Raw genomic sequence first — 11,715 nt, forward strand, 5'->3', positions numbered from 1 at the left:
CATGGCCACACCGCCGAAGAAGAAGCCGACGAGCGGGAGGGTCACCCCCAAGGGAACCCGCCCCGACGATCGTGGGGCCCACGTCGAATCCGGCCCAGATGCCAGGGGCCGTGCGCTCAACTCGCGCTACACCGCACCGGTGCCGGTCACCGAGAAGGTGAGCCCCCCATGGGTGGCACCGACGATGTTCGGGCTGCTCGGACTGGGTGCGCTGACCATCATCGTCAACTACCTGGACCTGCTGCCGGGCGGCACCGACAACTGGTACCTGTTCCTCGGGCTGGGGTTCATCCTCGGCGGCATCGTCATCGCCACCAGGTTGCACTGACCTCGGCGTCAGGTGAACCCCGGGTGTCGGGACGACGGCCCCCAGGTGTGACAGAAGTTACACCTGTGTGACCCTCCCCAGGTCCGTCCACAGCCTGTGGACAACCCGTCACTCGATGGGCGCGACCAAGTCCATCTCCTCGAGACAGTGCCGGGGAGGCGGCGGTTCCTCGTCGGGGGCCGCGGTCATGCGCATCTCGGTGCCACAGATGGAGCAGCGGTACTCGAGTCGCACCTTGCGGAGCTCACCCGGTGGTGGTGGCTCGGGTGGCGGTGCTCCCAGGCCTCGCAGCATGGCGAACCCCACGCGCAGGATCACATATGCGGCTGCCACCGCGATCAGCACTCGGACCAGGTTCATGCCCCGTCCACGATAGAGGTCACCACCGCCGGCGCGTCCGCGCGGTCACCCCAGGCGCTCGATGATGGTGGCGTTGGCCATGCCGCCGCCCTCGCACATGGTCTGCAGGCCGTAGCGCCCGCCGGTGCGCTCGAGCTCGTTGAGCAGCGTTGTCAGCAGCTTGGTGCCCGAACAGCCGAGCGGATGCCCGAGGGCGATCGCGCCACCGTTGGGGTTGACCTTCGACATGTCGGGATGCAGCTCCTGCTCCCACGCCAGGACCACCGAGGCGAACGCCTCGTTGATCTCGGTCAGGTCGATGTCGTCCATCGAGAGCCCCGCCCGCTCCAGCACCTTCTTGGTCGCCGGGATCGGGCCGGTGAGCATGGTGATGGGATCGACACCGGTGACCGAGAAGCTGTGGAAGCGGGCACGGGGGGTGAGCCCCAGCTCGGCAGCCTTCTCCTCGCTCATGATCAGGGCCGCTGAGGCACCGTCGGTGATCTGTGACGAGTTGCCGGCGGTCACTTTGCCATCGGGTTTGAACGCGGGCTTGAGGTTGGCGAGGGACTCGACGGTGGTGTCGGGGCGGATGCCCTCGTCGGCGGTGACCGTCTCGCCGGTCTCGATGATCCGGCCGGTCTCGCGATCGAGCCGCTTCTCGGCGACGGGGATGATCTCGTTGTCGAACCGGCCCTCGGCGGTGGCGGTGGCGGCACGCTGCTGTGACCTGGCCGAGAAGGTGTCGAGGTCGGTGCGGGAGAGGTTCCACTGGTCGGCGATGAGCTCGGCGGAGATGCCCTGTGGCACCAGGCCGCCGGCATCGGCGTAGCGGTCGCCGACGAGCGGACCGAACGGAGCGCCGAGGTCCTTGCCGATGGAGGCTCCCATGGGCACCAGGCTCATGACCTCGACCCCTGCGGCGACCACCACGTCGTAGGCCCCGGCCATGACGCCCTGGGCGGCGAAGTGCGCCGACTGCTGGGACGAGCCGCACTGGCGGTCGATCGTGGTGGCGGGGACCGACTCGGGCCACCCGGCGGCGAGCACCGCGTTGCGGCCGACGTTGAGCGCCTGTCCGCCGACCTGCATGACACAGCCCATGATCACGTCGTCGACGGTGGCGGGGTCGAGTTGGTTGCGCTCGGCCAGGGCGGCGAGCACCTGGGCGGAGAGGTCGGCAGGATGCCACCCCGACAGTTGACCGTTGCGCTTGCCGCCGGCGGTGCGGACGGCGTCGACGAGGACTGCGTTGGGCATGGTTGCTCCTGATCTGGTGGGTGTCACCCCGCTGTGGGGGCGGGATGGGGGCCCCGAATCGTCCGCCATTCGTGGGTGATCCCCGGACCGGATTCTCGCGAGGAGTTGACCGTGCGGTCAATCGGAGCGCGACGAATCCCGACCGCGACGAGCTCCCCCCTGCCAACTAGTGTGACCCCCGGTCATCGACCGCCGCGACGAGAGAGGGGATGCAGCGATGCTCACCAACGAGGACCTGCTCGAACGAGTGGCGGGGCAGACCATCTCGTCGCGATTCCTCGAGACCGCCCGAGACCTCGCGGATCACGTCGCGCTCCGGTGGAGGACCGACGACGGGGCATGGCACGAGTGGACCTTCGCCGACTACCTCGACCGGGTGGCGCGGGCCGCGGCCGCCTACCGGGCCCACGGCGTCGCCGACGGCGACCGGGTGGTGCTCATGTTGCGCAACGTCCCCGAGTTCCACGTGCTCGACATGGCGGCCTACTTCGTGGGTGCCACCCCCGTGTCGATCTACAACTCGTCGTCCCCCGACCAGATCCAGTACCTGGTCAACCACTGCGGCGCGGTCCTCGGGATCGCCGACGATGCCGCGTTCCTCGACCGGTTCCAGCAGGTCCACGCCGACATGGCGACGATGACCACGCTCGGCATCGTGTCGGACCCCGACGGCGCTGCCGGTGGCGACGTCGTGACCTTCGACGACATGTTGGCCAACGACCCGATCGATCTGGACCAGGCGGCCACGGTGGCCCAACCCGACGATCTCGCCACCATCATCTACACCTCGGGCACCACGGGACCGCCCAAGGGTGTGATGCTCACCCACACCAACATCTGCTGGACCGTCGAATCGCTGAAGGAGACCATCGGTCTCACCGAGTTCGTCGGCAAGCGCCTGGTCTCCTACCTGCCGATGGCCCACATCGCCGAGCGGATGACCTCGCACTACCAGCAGTCGATGCTGGGGTTCGAGGTGTCCTGCTGCCCGGACCCGGGCCAGATCGCGCAGTACCTGGGCGAGGTGCGGCCCAACATCATCTTCGGCGTCCCACGGGTGTGGGAGAAGATCTACGCGGGGGTCACCGCTGCCCTGGCCGCCGACCAGGAGCGGGCGAAGCAGTTCAACGAGGCGATCGAGGCGGCGTTGCCCATCGTCGAGAAGATGGACTGGGGAACCGCCACCGACGACGAGGTCGCCACCTGGGAGTTCCTCGACCAGGTGGCCTTCTCCACCGTGCGCGGTTTGGTCGGGCTCGACCAGGCCGAGGTCGCCATCTCGGGAGCAGCGCCCATCCCCGGAGATCTGCTCGCCTGGTTCCGCGCCGTGGGCATCCCGCTCAGTGAGATCTACGGCATGTCAGAGAGCTCGGGGCCCATGACCTATGCCGCCAGCCAGGTGAAGCCGGGCTGGGTCGGGCCAGGCATCGTCGGCTGCGAGGTCAAGCTGGCCGATGACGGCGAGATCGTGTGCCGGGGCGGAAACGTCTTCGTCGGCTATCTGAACAACCCCGAGGCCACCGAGGAGACGCTCGTCGACCAATGGCTGCACTCGGGCGACATCGGTGAGCTCGACGCCGACGGCTACTTCCGCATCGTCGACCGTAAGAAGGAGCTGATCATCACCGCCGGCGGCAAGAACGTGAGCCCCGCCAACCTCGAAGCTGCGCTCAAGATGATCCCGCTGGTCGGCCAGGCCTGTGCGGTGGGCGACCAGCGCCCGTTCATCGCCGCGCTCGTGGTGCTCGACCCCGATGTGGCGCCGTCGTGGGCGGCCAACGAGGGGCTCGAGACCACCGCCCTGGGCGAACTGGCCGACCACCCCCGGGTGGTCGAGGAGATCGAGCGTGGCCTCGAGGAGGTCATGGCTCCGTTCAACAACGCCGAGCGGGTCAAGAAGGTGAAGATCCTCGGCGAGGAGTGGTTGCCGGACTCCGATCTGTTGACCCCCACGTCCAAGCTGAAGCGGCGGGGCGTCCTGGCGCGCTACGCGGAGGAGATCGAGTCGCTCTATTCGTGACCGTCCTGCAGGGATCCACCACCGCTGGTGGCTGAAATGTCTCGAAAAGTGGCTTTGGTCCCTTCACGGCCGTCGCGCAGGCTCTACGCTGTATGTGGCAGCGCCGAAGGAACGCCACGACCCTCGGCGGACAGTTTGGACGCTGCTGTTCATCTGAGGTCATTACGCGAGGACGGGCTCACCATGAGCGTCACCATCGAGACGGTCGTCGATGATCCTGCGGTCGTCGAACAGTTCCTCGGTCTGTACCGGTCGGCGTTCGCACCGCTCGACTCGCTGGCCGCGGCGCGGCAATCGCTTACCGACGACGAGTTCCGGGACGAGATGAGCGAGGAGTCGGTCCTCAAGTTCGTCGGTTGGGACCGTCACGGCACGCCGGTCGCCATGTGCCTGCTGGCCACCGACCTCTCCAAGTTGCCCTGGATCAGCCCCGCGTTCTGGCAGCAGCGCTACCCCGAGCAGTTTGCACGCAACGCCATCTTCTATGTGGGCGCGGTGCTCGTCAGCCCCTCGGTCAAGGGCAGCCTGTGGTTCCGCCGCCTGCTGCTGGCCACCGTCCGCCACGCGGCCAGCCATCACGGTGTGGGGGCGCTCGACGTGTGCCGGTACAACGTCGAGGAGATCAACCTGCCTCGCATCGTCGCCGAGGTCTCCGCGGCGGTGGCCGAGGTCGAGTTCGAACACGTCGACACCCAGAGCTACTACGCCTACGTCTACGACGGGCTCAAGACCAAGACCTCCACCCCTGCCGAGATCGACCTGCGCGACCCCGTCCACTCCACTGCCACACCGGGCGAGGGCGTGACCGGCCGATGACCACCTTCTCCACCGCCCATCTCCGGGGATCGACCGAGCCCCGTGCCGTCCGCAGGGACTCCGCGGCCGAGTCTGCCGGTCTCACCATCTCGGTGACCTCCGCTGTCGGCACCGGCCCCACACCGGTGGTGGCGTTCGACGCCGCGCTGCTCGAGGCCGGGGTCGGCAACCTCAACCTCGTCCGCCTCAGCTCGGTGGTCCCCACCGGCGCCACCATCGAGGTCGCGGCGGAACAGCCACCGGCGGGCGGTCCACGCGACGCCGGGTGGGGCGACCGTCACTACGTCGTCTACGCCGATGCCAGGGCGGCCACCCCGGGCGAGGTGGCCGCGGCCTGTGTCGGCTGGGTCCAGGACCCGGCCACCGGTTCCGGGCTCTTCGTCGAGATCGAGGGAGACGACGAGGCCCGCGTGCGCCGAGAGGTCGCCGAGAGCCTCGAGGTCATGGCCGACGCCCGGAACCTCGATCTCGGCGCCCCGGTGCTGCTCAGCCGCTCGATCCGGTGCGACCACGATCCGGTGTGCGCCCTGGTGGTCGCATCGTTCGCCACCGAGAGCTGGACATGACCGCTGCGTCCCGCGCCCAGCCGGCACGCTCCACCGGGCCCGAACTGTTCGGATCACCATCGACCGCGTTCGAGCGCCTGGCCGACGTCGAACGCACCGCCAAGCTCATCGACGCGGTGGCCGACGTCGTTCGTCCCGGTGACCGTGTGCTCGAACTGGGGACCGGCACCGGGATCCTGTCCCTCGCCGCGGCCCGTGCCGGGGCCGAGGTGGTCGATGCCTACGAGCTGTCAGCCTCCACTGCGGCCACGGCCCGGAAGAACGTCGCCGCCAACGGATACGCCACTGTGGTCCAGGTGATCGAGGAGGACGTCACCGGCTGCCGGTTCTCCGGACCCTACGACGTCGTCATCGCCGAGCTCATCAGTGTCGGGCTGGTCGCCAGCCAGCTCGTGCCGGCGTTCAACAACCTGGTCACCCAAGGGGTCCTCGCGCCCGACGTGCGGATGATTCCGTCGTCGCAGTCGACCTTCATCGAGCTGGTCGAGGCCGACGACGAGCTCTTCGGGTTCCAGTTCCCCATGATCCAGATCGAACAGGCCTGGCAGGAGCGCCGGGTGCGCGACACCATGACCGAGCTGCGGCTGGTCGCGCACCCCGACTTCACCACTGCCGCCCGTGAAGGCTCCACGATCGACGAGCGGGCGCTGGCCATCATCGACCTCAAGGTGCTGCACTCCGGTCGGGTCAACGCCCTGCGGATGACCAGCATGTCCCACCTGGCACCCGGGATCGACTCCGGATGGACCCAGTGCATGAACTCGCCGGCACTCATCCCGATCGAGCCCCGTGAGCTGGCGGTCGCCACCACCGTCGGCATCGACCTCAGCTACCGCATGGGCTCGGGGTTCTCCGGCCTGCGGTTCGACTGGAGCGACGGCATCACGACTGACATAAGCCTGGGCTGAGGCGCAGAAACCCGGACTGATCGTCAACACCGGCGGTTTGGCGCCGATACGAGGACCATGCCTGCGCTGTGGCTTCGCTTCCTGGTGCTCAGCCTGCTGCTTCACGCCGCGGGCCTGGTCACCGCGCCCACCGGCGCGGGGATCGCCGCCCAGCTCATCGGATGGGCGGCCGTCGTCGCCCTGGTCCGTCGAGGACGTCGCCACGACGATGCCCAGCGGTTCCCCTGGTACTGGCTGGGTGCCGGGGCCGGTCTGATCCTGGCTGGTGGTCTGGCCACCGTCGTGCACGGCGCGGCGATCGGCGTGAGCGAACCCTTCCCCTCCGCGGGTGAGCCGTTCTACATCCTCGGCTATCTGGCCCTCTTCGTGGGCGAGATCCAGCTGATGCGGCTGCGCACCGTCGTACGTCAGCGTTCGGATGTGATCGACGCGCTCATCGTCGCTGCCGCCGCAGGCCTCATCGTCTGGGTCACGATCCTGGCCCCCTATGTGCGTGACGACACGATCAGCCTGGCCGAGCGCGCCTTGAACGTGCAGTACTCGCTCCTGGCGCTGCTCATCGTTGGGGCCACCACCAGGCTGGCGGTCGGCCCCGGCTTTCGGGCTCCCAGCTACTACTTCTTCGCGGCCGCGGCGGGGGTGATCCTGCTCGCCGATGTGAACCTGACCCTTGAGACCACTGGTCAGGTCGAGACCGGTCTCTACCTCGCGCTCGCGCCGCTGGCCTACGTGTTCGTCGGTACGGCGGCGCTGCATCCCTCGGCCGATCGGCTCACCGCCCGTCCCGAGTACACCCCACCGCGGCTGACCCGGCGCCGCATCGCGATGCTGGCCGGCGCGTTGCTGATGGGACCCGCGGTCCTGGTGTTCCAAGCAGCACGTGAGAGCCCGATCGACCTGCCGGTGGTGGTGACCGGGTGGGTCGCGCTCTCGCTGCTGGTCCTGGCGCGGCTGGGCTCGCTCATCCGGGAGGAGGAACGAGCCGCGGTCCGCGAACGGGTCCTGCGGGACATGGGTTCGGTCCTGGTGGTCGGCGGCAGCCGCGAGGAGATGCACACCGCGGCCCTCTGGGCGGTGCTCGAGCTGACGAACGGGCTCCCGGCCGGTCGGGCCAGCGTCTTGAGCATCGGCAGCGACGGCATGGTCGAGGTGGTCGCCTCGGTCGGGCGCCGCTCGACCGGTTCCGACGGCGTTCGCCTGTCCATCGAGGAGCTCCCCGGCCCGGTTCGCGAAGCGCTGTCCCAACGCCACCCCATCAGCCTCGAGCGGGTCCCGGCGTTCGACGTCCTCGACGCCGGTTCCGACGAGGTCGAGGCGTCGGTGGTCGTCGCCCCGCTCATCGCTCGTGGTCGCACCTCGGGGGCGATCGTCGTCGCCTCGGCGATCCCGATCGAGCGGGGAGCGGTCACCGCGCTCACGTCGGTGGCCATGGAGGTGTCGCTCGCCATCGAGAGCGCGGCGCTCACCGAGGACCTCCACCGGCGCAAGAGCGACCGGCGGTTCCGGGCCCTGGTCGAGAACAGCTCCGAGCTCATCGTGGTCCTCGACGACGAGGGCTTCGGCATGTTCGCCACCCCGGTGGTCGAGCGCCTGCTCGGCCATCCCGAGCACTACTTCCTCGGCCCGCTTCCCCAGGACCTCATCCATCCCGAGGACCAGCTCCGCTTCGGCGCGCTGCTCGACGCCGCGCGAGAGGGCGGGAGCGAGGACGAGTCGCGCGAGCTTCGCCTCCTGCACGCCGACGGGTCGTACCGGTGGTTCGAGATGCGTGCCCGCGACCTCTCCGAAGAGGAGGAGATCGGCGGCCTCGTGCTCACCGCACGCGACGTCACCGATCGCAAGCTGGCCGAGCAGCGCCTCGCCCGCTCCGAAGCCCGGTTCCGTTCCCTCGTCCAGAACAGCTCCGACGTGGTGGCGGTCATCGACGAGAAGGGTTCGCTGAGCTATGTGAGTCCTGCGGTCGGCCCCATGCTCGGGTTCCGCGCTGAGGAACTGGTGGGAACCAACATCATGCGGCTGCTCCCCGCCGATGAGGTCAGTCGGGCGATGAAGCTGCTCGACGGGATCACCGCCGAGCCCTTCGAACAGCTCAACGTGGAGATGCGTCTCCGTGACCGCGACGGCACCTGGCGCAACGTCGACGTCACCATCTCCGACATGCGCGCGGAGTCAGCGGTGCAGGGCATCGTGTTGAACGTCCGTGACGTCACGGTGCGCCGAGCCCTCGAGCAGGACCTGCGTCACAGGGCGCTCCACGACGAGCTCACCGGCCTCGGCAACCGGGTGCACTTCGAGCAGCGTCTCACCCGGGCGCTGGCGAGGACCGAGTCGCGCCTCGACCAGGTCGCGGTCCTGCTCGTCGACCTGGACGACTTCAAGGAGATCAATGACTCGCTCGGACACGGCACCGGCGATCAGCTCCTCATGTCGGTCGCCGAGCGGATCAGGGCCTGCCTGAGGGTCTCCGACGCCGCAGCCCGCCTCGGCGGTGACGAGTTCGGCATCCTCCTCGAGGACACCTACGGCGAGTCCGAGGTCTTCGCGGTGGCCGACCGCATCCTGCTGGCCATCTCCCAGCCCTACACCGTCGACGGCCGCGAGCTCACCTTCACCGCCAGCATCGGGATCGTGATCGACCCCAACCGGTCGTCCACCTCCGAAGCGCTGATGCGCAGTGTCGACGTCGCCATGTACCTTGCCAAGGACCGGGGCAAGGGTCGCTATGAGCTGTTCCAGGAGTCGGCTCACGCCGGCGCGTTCGAACGCCTCGAGCTCAAGGCTGCGCTCAGCGACGCGGTGCGCACCGGTGGGCTGGTCCTGCACTACCAGCCGATCGTCGAACTGGAGTCCGGCACCATCACCGGCTGCGAGGCGTTGGTGCGCTGGCAGCATCCCGAACGGGGGCTCATCGCTCCCGCCGAGTTCATCCCCCTGGCCGAGGACACCGGCCTCATCGTGGCCTTGGGGCGATGGGTGCTGATGGAGGCCTGCCTCCAGCTGGCCGAGTGGGACCATCGCGTGCCCGAGGCCGGGTCACTGCGGGTGAGCGTGAACCTCTCGGTCCGCCAGATCGAGTCCATGACCCTGATCTCCGACGTCTCCGACGCGTTGGCCGAGAGCGGGATCGCGCCGGACCGCCTGACCCTGGAGATCACCGAGAGCCTGGTGATGAACGACGATCTCGACACCCTCGAGCGCTTGGCCGAGCTGCGGTCGAGGGGGATCGCCCTGGCCGTCGACGACTTCGGCACGGGCTACTCCTCGCTGGGCTACATCCAGCAGTTCCCACTCGACGTCATCAAGATCGACCGCAGCTTCGTCACCCGTCTGGGGACCGCCAGCGCCGGCACCGGTCAGCTCGTGCGCACCATCGTCGAGCTGGCCTCGAGCCTGCGGGCCACGAGCGTGGCCGAGGGCATCGAGCACCCGGGGGAGCTGGACGAGCTGCTCGCCATGGGGTGCCAGTACGGCCAGGGCTTCTACTTCTCCCACCCGATCCCCGCCGATGAGTTCCTCACCTTGTTGCAAACCGCGGTGAACGGCGAGGGCGGCACCCATCAGCTGAGCCTCGGTCAACGCTCGCGGTAGCGACCGGGTTGGCGGAACCGCCAGCGGTACCAGGTTGGTCAGGACTCGTGGTCGGCCGGATGGCGACGCAGCGCCTCGGGGTCGTTGCGGGCGATCCGGAACACTGCCAGGGGGTCGACGAAGCGGGGCGTGAACTGGCGACGGCGATGGGCTTCTTCGTTCTCGTCCCGGGGAGGAAGAGCCATGACCACCCGGGTTCCGGCCAGGTGGTCGTGGACGCCGCGGTGGTGGTGGTTGGCGAACCCGGTGCCGCCCCACACGAGGGTGAGCGTTGCGCCGAACCAGGGACCTGGGATCGGCTGGACGATGCCCGGGAGGAGCCAACGCCGTGTGGCCTGGCCGAGCGTGGGTGTGTGGCCGGTGAGGTGGTCGATCACCCGCACCCGCATCAGGTCCTTGCCGGGGGTGGCGCCGGTGCGGCTGATGAAGGTGATCTCGTAGGCCGCGTAGCAGGCCGCGAAGGTGAGCGTTGCAAGGAACCAGGTGCCCCACGGATCGGGCGCCACGCTCTGGGACCAGAGCTGGAGGTGGAGGAACACGTGGGCGATCGACAGGGCGAACACCCAGGTGGCGACCGCTGTCACGTCGACGGCTCGCGCCGCCAACCGACGCCACATCGGCGCGAGCAGAAGCTCGTGGGCACCGGTGTCGTCGGGCTTGTGGTCGGTGGCCGGTGGAGACCGAACTGCCTCGGTGTCGCTGGCTCCGGTGACGGACACGGGCATCCCCCCTTCGAATCGGGGTCAAGGCTAGCGCTTGTCCGGTCTCTCGCGAGGCCGTCCCCTCGAGGCGACCAGTGGAGGCGAAGGGAATCGAACCCTCGACCTACGGCTTGCAAAGCCGCCGCTCTGCCAACTGAGCTACGCCCCCGGCCTTGCCATCGTATGGCACCGCGAGCCCGCTCCACGAAACCGATCCCGGTCGGTGATTGCTCGCGGGCCGCAACCGTGCTCAGATCGGGGTCGTCGGAACTCCGACGACGAGACCGCGAGGTGACCTGCACGTGGACCTGATCCTGATCGCCGACGACCACTCCGACGCATCGCGACGGGCAGTCCGATGGGCGGCCGAGCACCTGCCGGTGTCCGATCGACGGGTGGTGCTGCTCAACGTGGCCGTGCCGCCCTCGGCTCCGCTGGCCAGCGGCGGTCTGGTCGCGCCCGACGTGCTGGTCGTCAACCCGGTCGACGATCCCGAGGCCACCGCCGCCGTGCGGGACGAAGCCATGGCAGCGCTGGCCGACACCAGAGAGCGCGCCGGCCTGCCGGAGCACACCGAGCTGAAGGTGGTGTGGGGCGATCCCGCGACCGAGATCGTGGTGGTCGGCGAGGAGCTCGAAGCAGATCTGGTCGTCATCGGCAGCCGTGGTCGGGGGTTCCTGGGCCGGATGCTGCTCGGCTCGGTGAGCGGGCACGTCGTCCACCACGCGCACCGGCCGGTTCTCGTCGTTCCTCCGGCCGAGGAGGACCAGGCCTCGGCCTGACCCGCGTGGGTCAGGCGCCGATCTCCCCACCCGGCGACGAGGACGCGGTCGTCTCGGCGAGGTCGATCTCGTGGCCCTGTTCGGCCAGTTCGATGGCGTGGGTGAGCGCATCGCGGGCCCGCTGTCCGATCGGCCCGGCGCGCCACCCGGCGCCGCGTTCGACTCGTGCCCTGGCGATCCGCAGTGCGGTGGTGTTGCGGTCGGCCTTGCGCAGCAGCTCGACGCCGACCTGTTCACGTTCGTATCCGGGCGCCATCGCGGATCGCACGGCGGCGACGGTGAGCTCTTCGATCGATGGCATGCTGCCCCTTCCCCTGCCCGGGTCAAGGCCGCCCTCCCCTGGGTTCGACCAGCGTACCGTGGGAATAGCGTGCTGAACAGGGGAAAGTGCCCCCCGGTCGGTCCCA

11 protein-coding genes and 1 tRNA gene are annotated in these 11,715 nt (G+C 68.9%); 7 read left to right on the forward strand and 5 right to left on the reverse strand.

Going from position 1 to position 11,715, the window contains the following annotated elements; all coding sequences use genetic code 11:
- Position 1 precedes the first annotated feature (1 nt).
- Positions 2-328 carry a cell division protein CrgA gene (locus U5K29_15115; protein MDZ7679871.1) on the forward strand — a complete coding sequence of 109 codons (327 nt, stop codon included), beginning with the start codon at positions 2-4 and terminating at the stop codon, positions 326-328.
- Positions 329-436: 108 nt separating this feature from the next.
- On the opposite strand, the gene U5K29_15120 is transcribed toward U5K29_15115, so the two are convergent.
- Positions 437-688, reverse strand: coding sequence for a hypothetical protein (locus tag U5K29_15120; GenBank protein ID MDZ7679872.1), 252 nt, complete (start codon positions 686-688; stop codon positions 437-439).
- 45 nt (positions 689-733) lie between these two features.
- Positions 734-1,927 (reverse strand): thiolase family protein, encoded by a 1,194-nt coding sequence (locus tag U5K29_15125; GenBank protein ID MDZ7679873.1) that lies wholly within the window; start codon positions 1,925-1,927, stop codon positions 734-736.
- A 217-nt stretch (positions 1,928-2,144) separates the two neighbouring features.
- On the opposite strand from U5K29_15125, the gene U5K29_15130 reads away from it, so the two are divergent.
- The 5 genes from U5K29_15130 (at position 2,145) to U5K29_15150 (ending at position 9,825) form a co-directional block, all read left to right on the forward strand.
- Positions 2,145-3,947, forward strand: a complete 1,803-nt coding sequence (locus tag U5K29_15130; protein ID MDZ7679874.1) for a long-chain fatty acid--CoA ligase — start codon at positions 2,145-2,147, stop codon at positions 3,945-3,947.
- A gap of 183 nt (positions 3,948-4,130) precedes the next feature.
- On the forward strand, positions 4,131-4,763 hold the full coding sequence (locus U5K29_15135; GenBank protein MDZ7679875.1) for a hypothetical protein: 633 nt from the start codon (positions 4,131-4,133) through the stop codon (positions 4,761-4,763).
- Positions 4,760-5,329 (forward strand): pyruvoyl-dependent arginine decarboxylase, encoded by a 570-nt coding sequence (locus U5K29_15140; protein ID MDZ7679876.1) that lies wholly within the window; start codon positions 4,760-4,762, stop codon positions 5,327-5,329. The genes U5K29_15135 and U5K29_15140 overlap by 4 nt, the downstream gene beginning before the upstream one ends.
- The gene (locus U5K29_15145) at positions 5,326-6,237 is read left to right on the forward strand and encodes a 50S ribosomal protein L11 methyltransferase (protein MDZ7679877.1); all 912 of its coding nucleotides are present in this window, start codon (positions 5,326-5,328) and stop codon (positions 6,235-6,237) included. The genes U5K29_15140 and U5K29_15145 overlap by 4 nt, the downstream gene beginning before the upstream one ends.
- Positions 6,238-6,294: 57 nt before the next feature.
- Positions 6,295-9,825: an EAL domain-containing protein gene (locus U5K29_15150; GenBank protein ID MDZ7679878.1), complete on the forward strand. Its 3,531-nt coding sequence runs from the start codon at positions 6,295-6,297 to the stop codon at positions 9,823-9,825.
- 38 nt (positions 9,826-9,863) lie between these two features.
- On the opposite strand, the gene U5K29_15155 is transcribed toward U5K29_15150, so the two are convergent.
- Both U5K29_15155 and U5K29_15160 read right to left on the reverse strand, forming a co-directional pair.
- On the reverse strand, positions 9,864-10,544 hold the full coding sequence (locus U5K29_15155; GenBank protein MDZ7679879.1) for an RDD family protein: 681 nt from the start codon (positions 10,542-10,544) through the stop codon (positions 9,864-9,866).
- Positions 10,545-10,622: 78 nt separating this feature from the next.
- Positions 10,623-10,695, reverse strand: a tRNA-Ala gene (locus tag U5K29_15160).
- A gap of 133 nt (positions 10,696-10,828) precedes the next feature.
- On the opposite strand from U5K29_15160, the gene U5K29_15165 reads away from it, so the two are divergent.
- Positions 10,829-11,308 carry a universal stress protein gene (locus U5K29_15165; GenBank protein MDZ7679880.1) on the forward strand — a complete coding sequence of 160 codons (480 nt, stop codon included), beginning with the start codon at positions 10,829-10,831 and terminating at the stop codon, positions 11,306-11,308.
- 10 nt (positions 11,309-11,318) lie between these two features.
- Here U5K29_15165 and U5K29_15170 read toward each other — a convergent pair whose 3' ends face one another.
- The gene (locus U5K29_15170) at positions 11,319-11,609 is read right to left on the reverse strand and encodes a hypothetical protein (GenBank protein MDZ7679881.1); all 291 of its coding nucleotides are present in this window, start codon (positions 11,607-11,609) and stop codon (positions 11,319-11,321) included.
- Positions 11,610-11,715 lie beyond the last annotated feature (106 nt).

Source organism: Acidimicrobiales bacterium, assembly GCA_034521975.1.
Lineage (GTDB): Bacteria > Actinomycetota > Acidimicrobiia > Acidimicrobiales > SKKL01 > SKKL01.

Coding starts and splice junctions, on each gene's coding strand:
- U5K29_15115 (MDZ7679871.1), top strand. CDS start 2: ATGGCCACACCGCCGAAGAAGAAGCCGACGAGCGGGAGGGTCACCCCC.
- U5K29_15120 (MDZ7679872.1), bottom strand. CDS start 688: ATGAACCTGGTCCGAGTGCTGATCGCGGTGGCAGCCGCATATGTGATC.
- U5K29_15125 (MDZ7679873.1), bottom strand. CDS start 1,927: ATGCCCAACGCAGTCCTCGTCGACGCCGTCCGCACCGCCGGCGGCAAG.
- U5K29_15130 (MDZ7679874.1), top strand. CDS start 2,145: ATGCTCACCAACGAGGACCTGCTCGAACGAGTGGCGGGGCAGACCATC.
- U5K29_15135 (MDZ7679875.1), top strand. CDS start 4,131: ATGAGCGTCACCATCGAGACGGTCGTCGATGATCCTGCGGTCGTCGAA.
- U5K29_15140 (MDZ7679876.1), top strand. CDS start 4,760: ATGACCACCTTCTCCACCGCCCATCTCCGGGGATCGACCGAGCCCCGT.
- U5K29_15145 (MDZ7679877.1), top strand. CDS start 5,326: ATGACCGCTGCGTCCCGCGCCCAGCCGGCACGCTCCACCGGGCCCGAA.
- U5K29_15150 (MDZ7679878.1), top strand. CDS start 6,295: ATGCCTGCGCTGTGGCTTCGCTTCCTGGTGCTCAGCCTGCTGCTTCAC.
- U5K29_15170 (MDZ7679881.1), bottom strand. CDS start 11,609: ATGCCATCGATCGAAGAGCTCACCGTCGCCGCCGTGCGATCCGCGATG.